This window comes from Kitasatospora purpeofusca, from assembly GCF_000718025.1.
Taxonomy (GTDB): Bacteria; Actinomycetota; Actinomycetes; order Streptomycetales; family Streptomycetaceae; genus Kitasatospora; species Kitasatospora purpeofusca.
The window spans coordinates 40,942-59,957 of record NZ_JODS01000018.1 but is presented as its reverse complement, the minus strand read 5'-3'; the positions used below and the strand labels follow the sequence as shown (position 1 = coordinate 59,957).

Here is a 19,016-nt window from a genome sequence, read left to right as displayed (position 1 = left end):
GGATGCCTCCTGGGCTTTCGTGAGCGTGGGGTGTCGCGTGTCGCGAAGGGGGGTGTTGCGGTCCGTGACGGAGGGGGTGGCGTCTCCGTACCCGGAGGGGGTCGTGCGGGGGTGTCAGGCGAGGCCGCCGCCGTCGACGACGAGGGCGGAGCCGGTCATGTAGCTGCTGGCGTCGCCCGCCAGGAAGAGCACCGCGGCGGCGATCTCCTGCGGCGTGCCGGCCCGGCCCATCGGCCGGTCGGCGGCGTCCTTCTCGAACGCCGCCCACTCCTCCTGGAGCTGGCGCGCCTCGTCGCGGAGCATCGGCGTCATGGTGTCGCCCGGGTTGACGGAGTTGACCCGGATGCCGGCGGCCGCGTGGTCGATCGCCAGCGCACGCGTCATGTTGACGACCGCCGCCTTGGAGGCGCAGTAGGACAGCGCGTTGCCGCCGCCCTTCAGCCCCCAGCCGGAGCCGGTGTTGACGATCGACCCGCCCTCGGTCATGGCCGGCACGGCGAAGCGGCACATCAGGTAGACGGACCGCACATTGACGGCCATCACCCGGTCCCAGTCGTCGGCGGATATCTCCAGCGCGGTCTGGCGGCGGATGATGCCGGCGTTGTTGAACAGGACGTGCAGCCCGCCGAAGGTCTGCACGGCGATGGTGACGATCCGCTCGCAGTCGGTCTCGGAGGAGACGTCGGCGCGCACCGCCAGCGCCCGGCCGCCGGCCGCCTCGATGCCGCGGACGACCTCGCTCGCGTCCGCGAGGTCGGCGACGACCACGGCGGCACCCTCGGCGGCGAACAGTTCGGCGGTGGCCCGGCCGATGCCGGAGGCGCCGCCGGTGACGATGGCGACCTTGTTGCGCAGGGTGTTCATGAAAGCTCCTCACTCGCCGAACTGATGCGGTACAGCACTGATTCACGGTGTCCGGTGACCACCCGGACGTGGCCCTCGAACGCGGCGTCGGCCCGGGGGTCGCCGCTGTCGACCAGCAGCGGCCGCCCGCCGAGGGCGGCGAGCTTCTGCTGCGTGGCGAGCACGACGACCCCGGCGAGCGCGGCCAGGACCCGGGGGCTGAACTGCTGGTTCCCGCGTCCGATCACGAAACCCTGCCCACCGATCACCGACAACACACCATGCGTCACCTGTGACATGGCAATGGCATGCAGCCGCTGCTCGGTCACGTCCGGGGCGAGCAGGGCGCCGTCCCGGACCACGTCCACGCCGAGCGGTGTCAGCGCCAGCCCGAGCGCCCGCCCCACGGCGAGCGTGGTGGCGCCGGGGCCGAGCGCGTAGGCGGTGCCGGGGCGCATGTCCGCCACCACCGCGCGGGCGATGGACTCGGCCGAGCCGGGCGGCGCCGCCGAGGAGCCGGTCTTGCGCCCGCTCAGCCGCTCCCGGGCCGCCGGCACCCGCAGCGTGCCGTACAGCCGGGCGCCGACCAGGCCCGCGCGGTGGCCCTCCTCGTCCAGGTCGACCACCTCCGCGTCGACGGTCCGGCCGTCGAACCCGGCGACGGTCGCGCCCGCCGCGACCGGGCTGAGGGCGAAGCAGCCGGAGTACACCTTCACCCCGGCCGGGATGCCGAGCACCGGCGGGCGCGGCGCCGCGTCCAGGACGTCGCGCGCCGTCCCGTCGCCGCCCGCGAACAGCAGCAGGTCCACCTCGCCGAGCGCCGCGACCGCCGCCCGGGTGTCGGCCGGGCCGGTGGGCGCAGTCCGGGTGTCGGCGGCGCCGGTGGACGTCGCCCCGGAGCCGGCCGTTCCGCCGGACGTCGCCGCCGGACGGTGCGCGAGCCGGTACGGGACGCCCGCCGCCCGGGCGCTGTCCTCCCCCATCGGTCCGGCCACGGTGCGCACCAGGACGTCCGGCCGCCGGGCCCGCAGGGCGCGCAGCGCGGCGGCGGCGCGCTCGGCCGCCCGGGGAACGGCGCCCAGCGCGAGCGCCCTGGCCTGGATGTCCGGCCCGTCGCTGCCCTTGAGGGCGACGGCGCCGCCGAGGCCGGCGACGGGGTTCACGATCAGGCCGACGATCATGCCTGGGGCTGCCCGCCGTGCTTGCGGCGGTAGGCGCGCCAGCTGGGCGACCACTGCGCCGGGTCGTCCAGCGAGGCCGGGTCGATCCGGTGCACCGTCTGGCGGTAGGGCGCGTTGCGGACGAACTCCGGGTCCTTGCGGGCCTCGTCGGCGACATGGGCGAGGATCGCCGCGTACTCGTCGAGGTCCTCCCTGGAGTAGGACTCGGTGGGCTCCAGGGTGAACGGCTCGGGCACCACGTACGGGTGGTGGCTGGTCCAGTAGTGCACGCCGAAGTCCGCGGCGCGGATGCCGATCTCCTCGGAGTGGACGCCGGTCTCCTCGGTCAGCTGCTGCCAGGAGTAGCGGACCTGCTCGACCCGGCGGCGGTCGGCCCACGGCACGGAGGCGCCGGGGATCCGGGCGACCTTCGCCAGCAGGTAGTTGTTGTTGAGCACGGCCGTCTCGGCGACCTCGCGCAGGCCCTCGGCGCCGAGCGCCATCACCCAGGCGTAGGCGCGCACCACATTGGGGGTGACGCCGAGGAAGGGGCGGATCTTGCCGACCGAGCGCTCGGGGACGGTCAGGGTGTAGACCTCCGGCTCCCCTGCTGCGGTCCCCGCGTTCTCGACCCGGTCGACGACCGGCCCGGGCAGGAACGGCACCAGCGCCGCCGAGACGCCGCAGGCGCCGGCCGCCGGTCCGCCGCAGGCGTGCGGGGTGGAGAAGGTCTTGTGCAGGTTGAAGTGGCACAGGTCGAAGCCCGCGTCCCGGGCCCGGGTGATGCCGAGGATGCCGTTGGCGTTGGCCTGGTCGTAGCAGGCCAGGCCGCCGGCCTCGTGGACCAGGTCGACGAACTCCTTGATCCGGGGGTTGAAGATCCCGGTGTCCTCCGGGTTGGTGATCATCAGCGCGGCGGTGCGCGGCCCGACCGCCGCCCGCAGCGCCTCGATGTCCGGGTTGCCGTCGGCGTCCGGCATGAGGGTGATCACCTCGTAGCCGGCCACCTTGGCGCAGGCCGCGTTCGAGGGGTGCGAGAACATCGTGGTGATCACCTGGTCGCGCTGCCCGCCCTCGCCCCGCGAGGCGTGGTAGGCGCGGATCATCGCGATGTTGGCGTAGATCGCCGCGGAGCCCGCCCCCGGCTGCAGCGACACCCTGGCCATGCCGGAGATCTCCTTGAGGATCTGCTCCAGCCGCCAGTAGATCTCCAGCACGCCCTGCACGGTGGACTCGGGCTGCAACGGGTGCAGCGCGGCGACCCTCGGGTCCCGGACGAGGGAGTCGTTGACCTTGGGGCTGTACTTCATGGTGCAGGTGCCCTGGCCGACGTCGATGTTGAAGTCCGCGCCCAGGGTCTCCTGGGAGAGCCGCAGGTAGTGCCGGACCACCTGGTTCTGGGAGAGCTCGGGCAGCGCGGGCGGGGTACGGCGGGCGACCGACTCCGGCAGTTCGACGAGCGGCGCGTCGGGCGCGGGCACGCCCACGCCGCGGCGGCCGGGCCGGGACAGCTCGAAGACGATCTCCTCGTCCCAGCGGGCCTGGTGGAAGCGGCGCAGGCCCGGCTTGGGCGTGACCGGCAGGCTGGCGAAGGGTTCGGTGTGCGAGCTCATTCGGCGCCTCCCAGGGCGGAGAGGGCGTCCTTGACGGCCGCCGCGAGGGTGTCGATGTCGGCGATCGAGTGCCGTTCGGTGACGCAGACCAGGACCTCGCGGTCCCCGAGCCGCACACCGCCGAGGATGCCCCGGCCGTGCAGGTCGGCGAGCAGCGCGTCGGCGTCCGGCACCTCCACGGCGAACTCCCGGAAGTGCACGGCCTCCTGGTGGCGGACCGCGGCGCCGGCCGCGGCCAGCGCGCGCATCGCGTAGCGGGTCCGGGCGAGCACGGTCTCGCCGATCTCCCGCATCCCCTGCGGGCCCATCAGCGCCAGGTAGACGCCGGCGGTGATGCCCCACAGGGCGGCCGCGGTGCCGACCCACTCCTTGCCCTCCTCGCGCAGCGCGAACGAGGTCCGGTCGTAGAAGACGTCGCCGAAGCCGTACTCGCCGGGCACCGCCGTCGGGGCGATGCCGAACAGCCGGGACGGGAACTCGGCGACCAGCCGCTCGTCGTCGTGGCTGGCGATGAACCCGGCCTGGCCGCCGCCGTACTGCGGGTGCATGCCGAGCGACTGGATGTCCCCGCAGACCAGGTCGGCGCCGTAGGAGGCGGGCGGGGCGAGCACGCCCAGCGAGATCGGGTCGGTGCCGACGACCAGCAGCGCGCCGACGCCGTGCGCCAGTTCGGCCAGCTCCCGGCCCCGGGTCTCGACCACGCCGTGCACCGTCGGCGTCTCCAGGTAGAGCGCGGCGAAGGTGTCGTCCAGCCGGACTTCGCCCATCTCCCCGGAGTCGGCCACCGGGGCGAGGTGCACCTCGACGTCCGGGGTGAGGTAGTCGCGGATCTTGGCCAGCTTGTCGGCCGCGATCGCCCCGCTCACCAGCACCTTGGAGCGTCCGGTACGGCGCGCGGCCATCCGCAGGGCCGTCCCGGTCGCCTGGTAGCCGTCGTAGACGGGGACGTTGACGACGTCCATCTCCAGCAGCTCGGCCATCATCGAGACGTACTCGAAGAGGGCCTGGAAGCGGCCGTGGTCCTCGTAGGGCTCGCCCGCGTAGGCGGTGAGGAACTCGCCCCGGCCGTTGACCTCGTCGCACACCGCCGGGACGTGGTGGTGGTAGCAGCCGTGGCCGAGGAAGCTCAGCAGTTCGGCCGGGTGGGTGTTGCGTGCCAGCAGGCCGTGCAGGTGCCGGACCAGGCCGGGTTCGTCGGTGTACGGCGCGGGCAGGTCGAGCGGGCGGTCGAGCCGCAGTTCGGCGGGGATGTCGCGGTAGAACTCGGCGACGTCGGGGGCGCCGATCTCGGCGAGCATCGCCGCCCTGGTCTCGGGCCCCGCGTTGGGGATGTAGGGATGGGCCACTGGCACTCCTCGGGTCAGGGCTTCGGGACTGCTTGGGGACTGCGTCAGGACTGCTTGAGGACGACGGCGTCGCCGGGCGCGAGCGACAGGGGGCCGCTCGGCAGCGGACGGCCGGTCAGCAGGTCGGTGAACACGGCGTCGGTGTCGGTAGTGGTATCGGTGTCGGTAGTGGCCGGGGACGGCAGCGGGACGGTGGCCGTCCGGCTGCCGTGGTTGAGCAGGAAGAGGTAGGGGCCGCGGCGGCAGGCCTCGACGCCCTCGGGGAGGTCGGGTCCGGCGACGCCGGTGACCCCGGCGGCGGCCAGCACCTCGGCCAGCAGCGGGGACGGGTCCTCGGGCAGGCAGCTCAGATAGGTGGCGCCGGCGGTGGCGATTCCGGTCCTGGCAACCCGCCGGGTGACGGCCGGGCGGCCGTCCAGCGGGCCGCCCCGGTAGCGCGCCACCACCTCGGCCCCGTCGGCCTCCACCCACTCGGTCCAGGTGCGGGCGCGCAGCCGGGTGCCGTCCGCCGTCTCCACCTCCTGGGTGGCACCGTCCGGCAGCGGCCGCCACTCCTCGACCCGCACCCCGAGCAGTTCGCGCAGCGGCCCGGGCGCCCCGCCGTCGTGGACCTGGTCGGCGGCGTCGACCACGCCGCTGAACGGCCCGACCACCAGGTGGCCGGGGAAGGCGGCCAGCGCGGCGGCCTGCTCGGCCGTGCACAGGTAGAGGTTGGGGGCGATCACCAGCCGGTAGCCGGAGAGGTCGCGCCCGGGCGGGGCCAGGTCGACGGCGATGCCCCGGGCGTGCAGCGGCGCGTACCAGGAGAGCAGCAGCTCGTGCAGCCGGAGCCGGTCGGAGGGCATCGACTCGGGCGCCTCCAGCCCCCACCAGCTGTCCCAGTCCAGCAGCAGCGCGACCTCGGCCCGGGTGGTGCTGCCGGCCACCTCGGCCAGCCGGCGGACGTCCGCGCCGAGGGCGAGCGTCTCGCGCCACTGCCGGGTCGCGGTGCCGCCGTGCGGCAGCATCGCCGAGTGGAACTTCTCCGGGCCGTAGCGGGCCTGGCGCCACTGGAAGAACATCACGCCGTCGGAGCCGTGGGCGAGCGCCTGGAGGCTGTGCAGCCGCATCACCCCGGGGTCCTTGGGGACGTTGACCGGCCGCCAGCTGACCGCGCTCGGCGCGGACTCCAGCAGCAGCCAGGGCTGCCGCTTCAGCGAGCGCATCAGGTCGTAGCTGAGCGCGGCCTTCACCGCGGCCCGGGGGTCGGCCGGGTCCGGGTAGGCGTCGTCGGTGACGACGTCCTCGGCGGCGGCCCAGGCCCAGTAGTCGAGGTCGCGCAGCACGCTCATGAAGTTGGTGGTCACCGGCACGTCCGGGGTGACCTCCTTGAGCACCGCGCGCTCGGCCTCGAAGCAGGCGAGCAGGGCGTCGCTGGAGAAGCGGCGCCAGTCCAGCAGCTGCGCCGGGTTGACCGGTCCCGGCGCCTTTCGGGGCGGTTCGATCTGGGTCCAGTCGGTGTAGTGCTGACCCCAGCAGGACGTGCCCCAGGCCGCGTTGAGGCCGTCCAGGGAGCGGTGGCGCTCCTTCAGCCAGCGGCGGAAGTCGCGGGCCGACTCCGGGCAGAAGCACTCGGCGGTGTGGTCGGCGTACTCGTTGCTCACATGCCACAGGGCGAGGGCGGGGTGGTCGCGGTAGCGCTCGGCCACGGCGCGGGCGAGCCGGACGGTGGCGGCGCGGAACACCGGCGAGGAGGGGCAGTAGCCCTGCCGGGAGCCGAACTCCAGCCTGGTCCCGGCGGCGTCGACCGGCATCACCTCCGGGTGGTCGCGGACCAGCCAGGGCGGCGGGGTCGCGGTCGCGGTGGCGAGGTCGACCGCGATGCCGTGCTCGTGGAGCAGGTCGAGGACGCGGTCCAGCCAGCCGAACTCGTGGACGCCGGGGGCGGGTTCCAGTCGGGACCAGGAGAAGACGCCGACGGTGACCAGGTTGACGCCCGCCTCCGCCATCAGCCGGACGTCCTCCTGCCAGACCTCCTCGGGCCACTGCTCGGGGTTGTAGTCGCCTCCGAACAGCAGTCCCGGCACCCGGGTCAGGCCCATGCTCCGCCTCCTCGAGGGGTCGAGGACCCCGTTCAGAATTTTGTATTCAAAATACATAGTGCAGTACACTGAATGCGGTCAAGAGCTATGCTGCGAATCCGAAAAAAGGGGGACCCCGATGGCGATCGAGCGCCGCCCACTGCGCGAGCAGATCCGCGACGAGCTGATGGACCGCCTCACCCGCGGCGAGTTCGCGGCCGGCACCGACGTGAACGAGGCGGTCCTGGCCGCCGAACTCGGGGTCAGCCGCACCCCGTTGCGGGAGGCCCTGATCGCCCTGGCGGGCGAGGGCGTACTGGAGAGCAACCAGGGCCGGGGCTTCCGCTTCGCACCGGTCAGCCGCACCGAGTTCCGCGAACTGGTCGCGATCGTCGCCGCCCTGGAGTCGCTGGCGCTGGAGTCCTCCGACCCGGCCCACCTGCGGGCCATCGCCCCGCGCCTGCTGGACCTCGCCCAGGGCTTCCCGGACCAGGTCGCCACCCACGCGACCGTCGACCGGCGCGACGACGAGTGGCACGGCCTGCTGCTCAGCGGCTGCTCCAACGAGCGCCTGATCGACCTGCTCGGCCGGGTCAAGGCCGGGATGCGGCGCTACGAGAACCTGGTCGTCGCGGAGGACGAGCCGGTGGCGCGCGAGTCGGAGGAGCACTGCGAGATCGCCCGCCGACTGCTGGAGGACGACCTGCCCGGCGCCATCACCGCCCTGCGGGCCAACTGGGTCGGCGGGATGGAGCGGATGCTCGCGCACATCCCGGCGGAGTGAGAGGCCGGTCCACCGCACCGGTCCACCGCACCGGTGCACCGCGCCGGAGCTGCCCCTTGGGGCAGCCACTGACGCCCGGGTAGGGGCCGGGCGGGCGGTCCGCGTTGGCACCCCGGCCGAGCTGGGCCACCGTAGTCGGAGAGCCGGACCCCGACCCCTCGGGCCCGGCGAACGCGCTTGTCAGCAGCGCGACTTCAGCCCGTCCCGGGTCCGCCTCCCCCGTCGGACCCGGGACGGCTGCGGCACATCACGGCTGCGGCACATCCCGGCCTCCCCGGTTCGGTCCGGGCCCGGCGCCGTCCGGCCGTCACCCGACCGCCTTCGACCGTCGGGCTCCGCCAAGTCCCTTCCGCTCAGCACTTGTTGCCGCGGCAGGCGCCGCAATGGCGGAATGTCGTCGAAGGCCCGCTCAGGCAGTTGACGGCATCCCGTCCGAGCCGGTTGGCTCGGCCCCGAGCCGACCGCCGGGGGGCGGGCCGTGTGTCCTCGGTGGACCACCGGGCGCGCGGGCGAGGGCGCGATCCAGGGAGACTCCCGATGAGCAGCAGCACCACGCCCACCATCGCCGTCGGACGGCCCGGCCGTCGGCGCCTCGCCGCGACCGCGGCCCTGTTGACGGTCGGCCTCCTCACCGGCACCGCCGCGACCGCGACCGCCGCCCCGGCGACGTCCACGGCCGGCGGCACGACCCGGCTCACCGTCGGCATCGGCGGCGCCCAGCCCGACGGCGCGACCTGGGCCGACAGCGTGAGCGCCGACGGCCGGTACGCCGTCCTCGGCGGCGATGCCACCAACCTGGTGCCCGGCGACACCAACGGCGCGGCGGACGTGTTCGTCCGCGACCTCCTCACACGCCGCACCGAGCGGGTCAGCCTCACCTCCACCGGCGCCCAGGCCGACGGCCGCTCCTACGACGGCTCGATCAGCGGCAACGGCCGCTACGTCGTCTTCACCTCCACCGCCGCGCTCGTGCCCGGCGACACCAACGGCGCCGAGGACATCTACCTCCGCGACCGCTGGACCGACCGCACCGAGCGGCTCACCACCGGCGACCCGCACCGCGAGGCACCGGACCTCAACTCCTATCTGGCGTCGATCAGTTGGGACGGCCGCTACGTCGCCTTCGCCTCCAGCCGGACCGACCTCGTCCCGGACCCGGTCAACCGCGTCGCCAACGTCTACCTGCTCGACCGGTGGACCGGCACCACCCGGCTGGTCACCCGGGCCGCCGACGGCACGCCCGCCGATCGCCCGTCCGCCGCGCCGGTGATCAGCGGCGACGGCAGCCGGGTCGGTTTCATCTCCAAGGCCACCAACCTGCTCCCGCCCGAGGAGGGCGGCGGCCAGGTCTCCTCCCTCGCCGCGTCCGACGCCTCGGCCACCGCCGACGAGCACGTGCCCGGCCGCCCCGCCCGCCACGGTTACGCCCCCGCCGCCGGGGCCGCCACCGGCGCCCGCGCGGAGGTCACCAGGCCGCGCCAGTACCCGTTCTACGTCCACGACGTCGCCACCGGGCAGCTCAAGGGCGGCAGCATCGACGAGACCGGCCAGCTGGTCGGCTCCTCCGACGGCGCCTTCAGCCCCGACGGGCGCTACGCGCTGTTCGCCGTCCTCGTGCCGAACACCCCCGACAGCTCCGGCTCGCAGCGCCACTACGAGGTCTTCGTGCGCGACCTGCGGCAGGGCACCGTCCGCCGCCTCCCGGCCGGCCTGCCCGGCACCGTGACCACCGGGTCCTCCTACGGTGCCGTCATGGCCGCCGGGAACCGCTGGGTCTACTTCATGTCCGACGCCGAGAACCTCGTCCCCGGCGACACCAACCTGACCGACGACATCTTCCGGCACGACCTGTGGACCGGCCGTACCGAGCGTGTCAGCGTTTCCTCCGACGGCGCCCAGACCGCCGGCTTCTCCTCCGAGCCCCTCATCGACGCCTTCGGCACCACCCTCGTCTTCACCTCGGAGGACGGCACCCTCGTCCCCGGTGACACCAACACCGTCACCGACGCCTTCAGCCGCCGCCTCCCGCTCTTCTGACGCTTCCTCGACCGATCCGGTGCCCGCCCCGCAACGTTCGCGGGGCGGGCACCGGCACGTCTCCCCCGCGTCAGTGCCCCGGGGGCGCGTCGGTCGGGTAGACGTAGAACGGCGCAGCGTAGGGATAGGGAGCCTGGTGAGCGGCGGGCCGGGCCGGAACGGTGAGGGCCCCGGCCAGGATCAGGAGGAGACCGGCCAGGTGGAACAGGGCCGAGACCGCCGAGACGACGCTCAGTGCCACGAGCGGCCCCACACTCCCGAACAGGGTGTCGAGGCCGAAACCCGTCCCCAGGACGAGGACGATCGGCCCCAGGGCCGCGACCAGGCAACCGATCATCGCCAGCCGGGCGTTGCGCCCCCGGCGGCGGATGTACGTGCCCGCCACCACGGCGCCGATCAACGGGACGAGGACCGAGACGGCGGCGATGAACAGATGGACGAGGCCGACGGTCCGGTAGTCGGTCATGGGACTCCAAGCGTGTGCGAGGACGGGAAGTACCGGGACACCCCCGATCACGCACGGACCCCGACCGGCGGTTCCCTTCGGGGGTGACGAGGCGTCGGAGCCGCGAACGGACCGCCTAGGATCGGCGCATGACCAGGGACATACGGATCGAACAGGCCGGACTCCACTACGAGACAGCCGTGTTCGGCGGCGACGCGAGTGGACTCGCGGCGGCGGAGCGGGGGTTGGACGGGGTCGAGGCGGACCTCGCGCTGGCCCGGGGGCGGGTGCTGCACGCCCGGTTCCTGGCGGACCGGGTCGAGGACCCGCGCGAGCTGGCGCTGTTCGAGCGGGCCGCCGCCCGCTACCGGGAACTCGGCGACGCCCGGGGCGAGGGCGAGGCGCTGTTCTGGACCGGTACGTTCCACCAGGTCGTCCGGGGCGACGCGGCCGCCGCCCTCCCCGCCCTGGAGCGCGCGCTCGCCCTCGCCACCCGCACCGGTGACCTCCTCACCACGAGCTACGCGCTGCGCCACCTCGGCATCGCCGCCCACATCGCCGGGGACCTGCCGACAGCCCGCGAACGGCTGGAGGAGTCCACCCGGCTGCGGTGGGAACTCGGCTTCCTGCCCGGCGTCGCGGCCAACCTGGTCGGCCTGGCCCACCTCGCCGCCCAGCAGGACCGCCGCGAGGACGCCGCCGCCCTGCTCGCCGAGGCCACCGAACTGGCCGGTACCGCCGAGGCGCACGGCGTGCTGAACCAGATCACCGAGGCCCGCAAGGAACTCGCGCTCCCGTAGGACGGGGCCGGGTCGCGTGCCCCGCGCCGGTCAGTAGCCCTGGTGGGAGAAGGCCGCCCAGACCTCCAGGGCGTCCGGGGCGCGGCGGGCCAGGGAGTGGAGTTCGGGTGGGGCGTCCGGTGGGAGGCGGCGGTCGGGGTCGAGGGCCCACAGTTGGGCGTGGCGCAGGGCGTCGGCGGGTGGGTCGCCGGCGGTGAGGCGGGCGTGGAGGACGTACATCAGGACGCAGACCATCTCGTCGGACACCTCCCAGCGCGAGCCGATCGCGCCCGTCGCGCCGGCGGCGAGGAAGGCGCTGGAGAGGGTGAGTGCCTCGTCGAGGTCCTCGCCGGTGTGGTCGCTGACGCAGGCGTCGAGCACGACCAGCCCGCCCGGGGAGCCCGGCGGGCGGCCCAGGGCCTGGCGGAGGATGTCGCCGACGGGAAGGCGGCCGTGCCGGTCCCCGGTGTCCGGGTCGGGGGCGAGGGCGAGGTGGGCGTCGAGCGGCGAGCGCCCGGACGGCAGGGCGTGGCAGGCCAGGTGGAGCACGGAGGCCCCGGCCCGTCCGGGCGCGGGCAGCGCGGCCAGCACCTCGGCCGGGGTGCCCGCGCCCACGGCGTCCTCGACATAGCCGAGCAGGGTGCCGTGCGGGTAGTGGTCGGCGTGCAGGTACTCGGCCTCGACCTCGGCGAACATCAGGTCCCTGGTGGGGTCGCCGACGACCACCGGCCGTTCGGCGAGCGGCAGCCGGGGACGCCGGACCACCTCGCAGAACTGCCGGGCGGAGGCGGCGTAGGAGACCACCGCGCGTTCGACGGCGCGCACCGGCCGGCCGCCGTCGCGCAGCCCGCTGCTGAGCAGCCCCGCGTGCCAGGGCACGCCTCCGAGCGCGCCGAACGGCACCAGCACCAGCCGGGGCGGCGCACCGGGCGCCCGGCGGGCGGCGGCCGAGCGCAGGGCCGGGTGGCGCAGCAGTGGGCGCATCACGGCGGTGCCGGCCCAGTCGCAGAGTTCGCCGAGGGTGCCCTGCCAGCGGCGCCGGGCGGCGACCCGCTCCGGGTGACGGGGCGGCAGCTCGTCCAGGGTGGCCTGGCGTTCGCGGTGCGCCCGCCGGTAGGTGTGCAGCATCCCGAGTGCGGAGCTGCTGACCAGGGTGAGCGGCAGCAGGTCGACGGCGCCGCCTTCGTCGCCGGCGGTGATCAGCAGGGCCTGGCCGCTGCGTCCGTCGGCGGGCGGCAGCAGGTAGACCAGGGCGTCCGCGTCGGCCGTGCGCAGGCTCCGGGCGATCTCCTCGACCGGGGGTGCGGACATGAGTGCCGTCCCCGGGGAGGCGGCGAGGGCGGTGAGCGCGCGGCGGCGGAGGTCGTCGGGCATGGGGATGTCGGCGCCGCCGGGGAGGGATTCGAGCAGGGTGCCGGGCAGGCCGAGCAGCGCGTCGAAGTCGAAGGGGTCGGCGGGCCCGCCGTCGGATCCGCCTTCGGGCCCGGAGCCGGATCCGGAGTCGGAGCCGCCGCCGAGCCAGGCGTCGGCGAGGTCATGGTGCCCGGCGATCCGCAGCAGGTCGGGGACGTCGGTGGTGGCGGTGGAGGCGTGCAGCACCAGGCCGCGGCCGAGTTCCAGTGTCTCGACGGCGGCCCGCAGGTGGGGATCTTCGCCGGGCGGTGCGTCGCCGTCCGGGACCGCCTCGTGCTCCCGGTCGGCGATGTACCACCCGGCGATCGTCAACGCCTCGGACGCGGCGTCCCTGGCCAGCATCAGGGCGGGTTCGGCCGAGGCCTGGAGCAGGGTCGCGGCGGCGAGTTCGCGCAGCCCGGCCAGCCCGAACTCCCGGCCGGGCCGGCGGTCCTCCGGCCCGAGCCGGGCCCGGTGGACGGCGGCCAGGATCCCGCTGACCTTCGCCAGCAGCCGGGTCGGCGTCCCCTGCCGCATCCGCTCGCGCACCGCACCGGCGGCGGCCAGCGCCTCGGCGGCGTCGGCGGGCCGGCGGGCGTGGCGGTAGCGCTCCAGCAGCAGGACGGCCCGCAGCAGCAGGCCCCGGGAGCCCTCCAGGCCGGTCGGGTCGGTCTCCGCGAGGAAGGCGTCGACACAGCGGAGCGCGTCCCCCGCGAGGGTCTCGTTGAACGGCCGCCTCATGGCGAGCATGACGAGCGCGCCGGCGGCCCGCAGGCTCAGTACGGCCTTGTGCAGGTGCCCGGGCGGCGTCTCCTCCGCCGCCTCCGCCATCAGACCGACCGCGTCCATCAGGCGGGCCACCGGGCCCACGTGCGCCGCGTGGAAGAACATCGCCACGCCGAGGTCGCCGCGTGCCATCGGCCGGAGCGGGTCGTCCTCGGGCACCGCCGCGACCAGCGGTTCCAGCTCGGCCACCACCCGCCCCATCGCCTCGACGTCCAGGACCACCAGGGCGGCCTGGAACTCCAGCATCAGCCGGGTCCGTTCGAGCATCGGCCGCTGCCCGCCGAGCAGCCGCCCGACGCCCGGGTGGTCGCTGGTGGCGAGGAAGGCGACCGCCTCGTCGGTGTAGCGGCGGGAGGCTTCGAGGTCCTGGTGGTCGCCGCCGAGGAGGTAGCGCCGGTAGAGGCTGACGGAGAGGTTCTCCAGGTGGACGACGCGGTTGACGTCGTCGGGCGCGGTCCGGCGGAACGCGGCGCGTTCGTGCCGGATCGCCGCGTCCAGGTCGGCGGCGGCGTTGGTGAACGCGAACCGCTTGCTCATCACGGCCGCCAGCGAGCCGTCCAGGTGCTCCTCCGCGCCCAGGCTGCCGGAGGGCCGGGCCCGGGCGTCGTCGAGCAGGCCGATCACCCGGTCCAGCGCGGCCCGGTCGGTGGAGAACTCGTCCCGCGCGATGGAGGCGTGGGCGAGCTGCTGGAGGATGTCGCTGCGGCGGATGCCGTGGTCCTCCTCCGCCATGGTGCCGGCGGCCCGTTCGAGGTGGTGGAGCGCCTCCTCCAGGCGGTAGGAGTCCGGCTCGTGCTCGCGCAGCGCGTTGACCATCGTGCCGAGTACCGCGTGCGAGGGAGGCCGGACCGGGTCGTCCTCGGCCATCCCGGCGAGGCCCTCGCGCAGCACCTCGACGGCCTCGCCCGCCTCGGCGGTGAGGAGGTAGTGGTCGAGCCGGGAGAGGGCGCCGAGCGCGGTTCCCAGCAGCCAGCGGACGGTGCCGCCCTCCGGGCTCCCGGGCGGGACCAGCCGGCGCAGGTCGCGCAGCCGGGCGAGCCGGTGGTCGGCGTCCTCGGGGCGGACGGTGCCACCGCCGCGAACCTCGTACTGGCCCACCAGGACCAGGCCGGCCCACAGTCGGGCCGGCGCGTCGGGCTCGGTGGTGGCCGCTACCAGCTCAAGGTGGGCGACGGCCCGGTCGGCCGTGCCGAGGTCCCCGCCGCCGTCCTCCTCCTGGTCGAGCAGCAGCCGGGCCAGGCGTTGGCGGGCGAGCAGCTCGACCTGGTCGGCGAGGTCGGCCGGTCCCGGATCGGCGGCCGGGTCGGGGCGCGGCGGGGCGGTGCCCGGTTCGTGCCACGGCTGCGGGCGCAGCCGGTCGAGCAGGCCTGTCAGGACGGCGTCGGCGGCGGCACGGTCGGCGGGGGCGCCGTCGCGGTCGTGGCGGTCGGCGAGCGCGCAGCCGAGGGCCATCAGGTGGCCGGGGTCCTGGTCGTCGTAGGCGTCGTAGGGGTCGTAGGCGTCGTAGGAGTCGTAGTTGTCGCGCCGGTCCTGCCCGTCCCTGCCGCGGTCCGGTCCGCCGGGGCCGAGCACCTGCCAGGGGCCGAGCGGCACCGGCACGGGGCAGGCCAGCCGCAGCGCCTCCACCGCCCGGTCGAGGTCCTCCGGGCGCGCCCGCCCGTCCTCCTCCCCGTCCTCGAAGCGCGAGTACAGCAGCAGCCCGAGTTTCGCCGCGACCACCGCCCGCTCCGGCGCGGCCGGGTCGAGCACCGCCGCGCCGAGCGTCAACAGCCCGACGGCATCGTCCCGTTCGGCCCACACCGCGGCCCGGATGTCCTCGTCCTCGGCGAACTCCGGCCGCTCGACGGCGTTCCAGTACCGGACCGCGAGCGTCAGCCCGAGCAGGCGCCGCACCTCCGCGAGCGCCCCGCGCGGCGCGGCCGGCCCCGCGTCCTCCAGCAGCGTGCGCGCCGCCGTGAACGCGGTCAGCGCGCCGGACAGCGCCATCGCGGCCTGCCGCGGATCCGTCGCCGCGTCGTGCTCGTCCAGCAGCCGCCGCCCCCGCCCGACCAGCCCGCCGACCTCGTCGTCCCCCACCACCCGGAGCTCCCCTCCGCCGCAACAATCCCGGTGCCCCGCACACCGCCCACACGCTACGGTGCGGGGCACGCTCCCCGGAGGTGAACCGGTGCAACCCCTGCTCCTGCTGGACGTCGACGGCCCCCTGAACCCGTACGCGGCCAAGCCGCACCGGCGCCCCGAGGGCTACCGGACCCATCGCCTGCTGACACCCCGCTGGCACGCCGCCGAACGGGCCCGCCTCCGTGCCCACGGCCTGCCGAACAAGCCGGTCAAGCCCCTCCGGGTGTGGCTCAGCCCCGACCACGGCCCGGCCCTCGCCGCGCTGCCCTTCGACCTGGCCTGGGCAACCACCTGGGAGGCCGAGGCCAACGAGTTCGTCGCCCCGCTGCTGGGCCTGCCCGAACTCCCCGTCATCACCTGGCCCGACCCCCGGCCGCAGCCCGGGGGCGGCGTGTTCTGGAAGACCCCCACCGTCGTCGCCCGGGCCCGGGGCCGCCCGTTCGCCTGGGTGGACGACGAGATCTCGGACGCCGACCGCACCTGGGTCGCCACCCACCACCCGGGCCCGGCCCTGCTCCACCGCATCGACCCCCGGGTGGGCCTGACGGCGGCCGACTTCACCACCCTGGCCGACTGGGCCACCGAACCGTCCGGCCCATGAACCGGGCAGGGGCGCGTCCCGCCCCGGGTCGGTGGAGCGGTGCGGCCTGCGCCCCTGTCTGCGGCCACTCACCCCGCTCCGGGTCCGCCGATCGGGTGGATCGGAGCGGTTCGTGATGGTTCGTACAGATGAACGGGGTAGTTCGCGGGGGCTCCTCGCCGACGATCGGCGGAGCGGATGCCCCGAATCGCAGAGAGGCCCTGGATCATGAGAAGACGTTCGCCGGTCCGTACGCTCGTCGTGGCGGCACTCGCCGTCGCCGGACTGCTGCCGCTGACGGCGGCCGGTGCGCCCACGCTCGCGACCGCTGCCGTGCCCTCCGCCGTTCGGGCCGTGTACAGCGGCGTGGAGGACGAGGAGGCGCGGGAGCTCGACCCGGAGTTGCGGGCGAAGCTCGACGAGGCCGTGCAGCGGGTGATGCGGGAGGCGGGCATCCCCGGGGTGCAGGTCGGGCTGTGGCTGCCGGGGCGGGGGCGGTACGTGCGCTCGTTCGGCGTGGCCGACAAGGAGACCGGCGCGCCGATGACGGACCGGCTGAACCAGCGGATCGGCAGCGAGACCAAGACCTTCACCGCCACCGCCGTGCTGCAGTTGGTGGACCAGGGCCTGGTCGGCCTGGACGAGCCGATCGCCACCTACCTCGACGGCGTCCCGTGCGGGGAGGTCATCACCGTGCGCGAGCTGCTGGAGATGCGCAGCGGGCTGTTCCCGTACAGCGCGGACGCGGACTTCGGGAACGACTTCCTGGGCGACCCGCAGCGCGTCTTCACCCCGCAGGAGCTGCTCGCGTACGGGTACAAGCACGACAACGTGTTCCCGCCGGGCACCCGCTACCAGTACTCGAACAGCAACTACATCCTGCTCGGCCTGCTGGTGGAGAAGCTGAGCGGGCAGAGCATCGAGCAGTTCGTCCATGACCGGATCACCGCGCCGAGCGGCCTGGGGCACACCCTCTACCCGGAGGGCACCGAGCTGCCGGTGCCGTACGCGCACGGCTACACCGACCAGACGCTGTCCGGGGAGATCGCCGACTCCACCCACTGGAACCCCTCCTGGGCGTGGTCGGCGGGCGCGATGGTCTCCGATCTGCGCGACCTGAAGCACTGGGCGAAGGACCTCGCCACCGGCACCCTGCTGTCCCCCGCCACCCAGGCGGAGCGGCTGAAGATGCTGCCGACCGGGATCCCCGGGGCGGACTACGGGCTCGGGATCTTCAACATCGGCGGCTGGATCGGCCACAACGGCTCGCTGCCCGGCTACGAGAGCCTGACGATCTATCTGCCGGAGGAGTGCGCGACCCTGGTGCTGCTGCTCAACTCCGACATCACCGCCCAGAACTCGGAGCCCAGCACGCTGGTCGGCAAGGCGGTCACCAGCATCGTGACGCCCGATCACGTCTACGACATCCCGCCCGGCAAGTAGCCTCGGGGAGGCGACGAGGGGTGGGTGGCCGGGCCGGTCCCCCACCCCGGCCGGACGGAGGGGCGGGTCGTGAACGGTGACGGCGGCGGGCGGGCGGGCGTGAACGATGACGGCGGCGGGCGGGCGGTCCCACCAGCGGTGGACGCGGAGGTGCGGGCCGCCGGGGTGGCGGCCGGGGACCCGCTCACGCCGGAGAACCTCGCCGACCGGCAGGCCCGGGACGCGGCGGCGCGGCCGAGGCCCGGGGTGGCGGAGCTGCGGGACGGCGGCCGGTTCGAGGTGGCCGAGCTGGTGGCGCCGGGGCTCGGCGGCGGGCCGGAGGTGCGGTTGGTGAGCGCGCGGCCCGCCGGGGCGGGCGGGCCGCTGCCGCTCCTCTACTACCTGCACGGCGGCGGCATGGTGATGGGCAACGCGTGGTCGGTGCTGCCGCGCCTGCTGCGCGAACTGGCCGAGCCGCTGGGGCTGGCCGTGGTCTCGGCGGAGTACCGGCTGGCTCCGGCGGCGCCGTACCCGGCGGCGGTGGAGGACTGCTGGGCCGGGCTGCTCGCGGTGGCGGCGCGCGCGGCGGAGCTGGGCGCGGACCCCGGGCGGATCGTCGTCGGCGGCAAGAGCGCGGGCGGCGGTCTGGCGGCGGCGCTCGCCCTGCTGGCCCGGGACCGGGGCGGTCCGGTCCCGGTCGGCCAGCTGTTGCTGAGCCCGATGCTGGACGACCGGGACCGCACCTTCTCCACCCGTCAGCTGGCCGGCCACGACACCTGGGACCGGACCTCGAACGCGACCGCCTGGCGGGCCGTGCTGGGCGAGCGCTACGGCGCCGCCGACCTGCCGCCCTACGCGGCGCCCGCCCGGGCCACGGACCTGACGGGGCTGCCGCCGGCCTATCTGGAGGTCGGCTCCGCCGAGACCTTCCGGGACGAGGCGGTGGCGTACGCGGACGCGATCTGGCGGGCCGGCGGCGCCGCCGAGCTGCACGTCTGGCCGGGCGCGTGCCACGGTTTCGACACCTACGCCCCGGAGGCCGCCGTCAGCCGCGACGCCCGGGACGCCCGGCTGCGCTGGCTGCGGCGCGTCCTCCGGAGCTGATCCGGGGGTGGCCGGTCCGACGGGCGGCTACTCGGATTCCAGGGCCGCGACCAGCTGCGGCAGCGTGCCGGTGAGCGCGGCGAGCGCCAGGTGGTCGTGGAAGTCGCGGCTGTGCACGATGAGTCCGTCCCGCACCCGCAGGACCTGGATGTTGGCGGCGGTGAGCCTCCGCCCGGTGGTGCGGTGGTGCACCTCGTAGTCCCACTCGGCGACGATCACCTCGGGGTCGTCGGTCTCGCGGACCACCACGTTCCGGGAGCTCAGCTCCAGCGGGGACTGCTCGCCGAGCTGGGCGAACCGTTCGGCGAGCACCTTCCGCCCCTCGAACCGGCCCGGCCCGCCGGGTTCGAGGGGCGTCTCCACCACGATGTCCTCGGCGTAGAGCGCGGCGAGCTCGGTGAAGCGGCCGGCCGTGATGCCGTCGAGCAGTGCGTGGAAGGTCTCGCGCGGTGACCGCGTTTCGGACATGATCAACCCCCGGAACGACTAGGGACGGAGCGACAAGGACAGGAATGTGGCCGCCGTAACCGGACCAGCGACTCCG

The 19,016-nt window shown here is 74.8% G+C and carries 14 protein-coding genes; 6 read left to right on the top strand and 8 right to left on the bottom strand.

Annotated elements, in window-relative coordinates; genetic code table 11:
• Positions 1-114: 114 nt before the first annotated feature.
• Genes IF01_RS0124070 through IF01_RS0124050 form a run of 5 tightly spaced genes read right to left on the bottom strand, consistent with a single transcriptional unit; the run spans position 115 to position 7,043 of the window.
• On the bottom strand, positions 115-864 hold the full coding sequence (locus tag IF01_RS0124070) for an SDR family NAD(P)-dependent oxidoreductase (protein ID WP_030395605.1): 750 nt from the start codon (positions 862-864) through the stop codon (positions 115-117).
• Entirely contained in the window at positions 861-2,024 is a 1,164-nt protein-coding gene (locus IF01_RS0124065) for an ATP-NAD kinase family protein (protein WP_030395604.1), read from the bottom strand. The genes IF01_RS0124070 and IF01_RS0124065 overlap by 4 nt, the downstream gene beginning before the upstream one ends.
• Positions 2,021-3,616, bottom strand: a complete 1,596-nt coding sequence (gene gcvPB / locus IF01_RS0124060) for an aminomethyl-transferring glycine dehydrogenase subunit GcvPB (RefSeq protein WP_030395603.1) — start codon at positions 3,614-3,616, stop codon at positions 2,021-2,023. Before gcvPB ends, IF01_RS0124065 begins: the two co-directional genes overlap by 4 nt.
• Positions 3,613-4,962, bottom strand: coding sequence for an aminomethyl-transferring glycine dehydrogenase subunit GcvPA (gcvPA, locus tag IF01_RS0124055; protein ID WP_030395602.1), 1,350 nt, complete (start codon positions 4,960-4,962; stop codon positions 3,613-3,615). Before gcvPA ends, gcvPB begins: the two co-directional genes overlap by 4 nt.
• 44 nt (positions 4,963-5,006) lie before the next feature.
• Positions 5,007-7,043: a beta-galactosidase gene (locus IF01_RS0124050; RefSeq protein ID WP_037780960.1), complete on the bottom strand. Its 2,037-nt coding sequence runs from the start codon at positions 7,041-7,043 to the stop codon at positions 5,007-5,009.
• Positions 7,044-7,161: 118 nt separating this feature from the next.
• Here IF01_RS0124050 and IF01_RS0124045 point away from each other — a divergent pair, with 118 nt between their 5' ends.
• Both IF01_RS0124045 and IF01_RS0124040 read left to right on the top strand, forming a co-directional pair.
• Positions 7,162-7,806 (top strand): GntR family transcriptional regulator, encoded by a 645-nt coding sequence (locus IF01_RS0124045; protein WP_030395600.1) that lies wholly within the window; start codon positions 7,162-7,164, stop codon positions 7,804-7,806.
• A gap of 537 nt (positions 7,807-8,343) precedes the next feature.
• The gene (locus tag IF01_RS0124040; protein ID WP_030395599.1) at positions 8,344-9,843 is read left to right on the top strand and encodes a TolB-like translocation protein; all 1,500 of its coding nucleotides are present in this window, start codon (positions 8,344-8,346) and stop codon (positions 9,841-9,843) included.
• A gap of 70 nt (positions 9,844-9,913) precedes the next feature.
• Here IF01_RS0124040 and IF01_RS0124035 read toward each other — a convergent pair whose 3' ends face one another.
• Entirely contained in the window at positions 9,914-10,309 is a 396-nt protein-coding gene (locus tag IF01_RS0124035) for a hypothetical protein (RefSeq protein WP_030395598.1), read from the bottom strand.
• Positions 10,310-10,437: 128 nt separating this feature from the next.
• Here IF01_RS0124035 and IF01_RS0124030 point away from each other — a divergent pair, with 128 nt between their 5' ends.
• Positions 10,438-11,088 (top strand): tetratricopeptide repeat protein, encoded by a 651-nt coding sequence (locus IF01_RS0124030; protein ID WP_030395597.1) that lies wholly within the window; start codon positions 10,438-10,440, stop codon positions 11,086-11,088.
• A 30-nt stretch (positions 11,089-11,118) separates the two neighbouring features.
• Here IF01_RS0124030 and IF01_RS42240 read toward each other — a convergent pair whose 3' ends face one another.
• Positions 11,119-15,324 (bottom strand): CHAT domain-containing protein, encoded by a 4,206-nt coding sequence (locus tag IF01_RS42240; RefSeq protein WP_037780958.1) that lies wholly within the window; start codon positions 15,322-15,324, stop codon positions 11,119-11,121.
• A 97-nt stretch (positions 15,325-15,421) separates the two neighbouring features.
• Here IF01_RS42240 and IF01_RS0124020 point away from each other — a divergent pair, with 97 nt between their 5' ends.
• The 3 genes from IF01_RS0124020 to IF01_RS0124010 all read left to right on the top strand — a co-directional run bounded on the left by IF01_RS0124020 (position 15,422) and on the right by IF01_RS0124010 (position 18,472).
• A complete protein-coding gene (locus tag IF01_RS0124020) occupies positions 15,422-15,967 on the top strand; it encodes an HAD domain-containing protein (protein ID WP_078880270.1) in 546 nt (181 codons plus the stop codon).
• A 207-nt stretch (positions 15,968-16,174) separates the two neighbouring features.
• A complete protein-coding gene (locus tag IF01_RS0124015) occupies positions 16,175-17,389 on the top strand; it encodes a serine hydrolase domain-containing protein (protein ID WP_030395595.1) in 1,215 nt (404 codons plus the stop codon).
• 69 nt (positions 17,390-17,458) lie between these two features.
• Positions 17,459-18,472, top strand: coding sequence for an alpha/beta hydrolase (locus IF01_RS0124010; protein ID WP_375340997.1), 1,014 nt, complete (start codon positions 17,459-17,461; stop codon positions 18,470-18,472).
• A 27-nt stretch (positions 18,473-18,499) separates the two neighbouring features.
• Here the strand turns inward: IF01_RS0124010 and IF01_RS0124005 are convergent, their stop codons facing one another.
• Positions 18,500-18,940: a nuclear transport factor 2 family protein gene (locus tag IF01_RS0124005; RefSeq protein ID WP_030395593.1), complete on the bottom strand. Its 441-nt coding sequence runs from the start codon at positions 18,938-18,940 to the stop codon at positions 18,500-18,502.
• Positions 18,941-19,016: the final 76 nt, after the last annotated feature.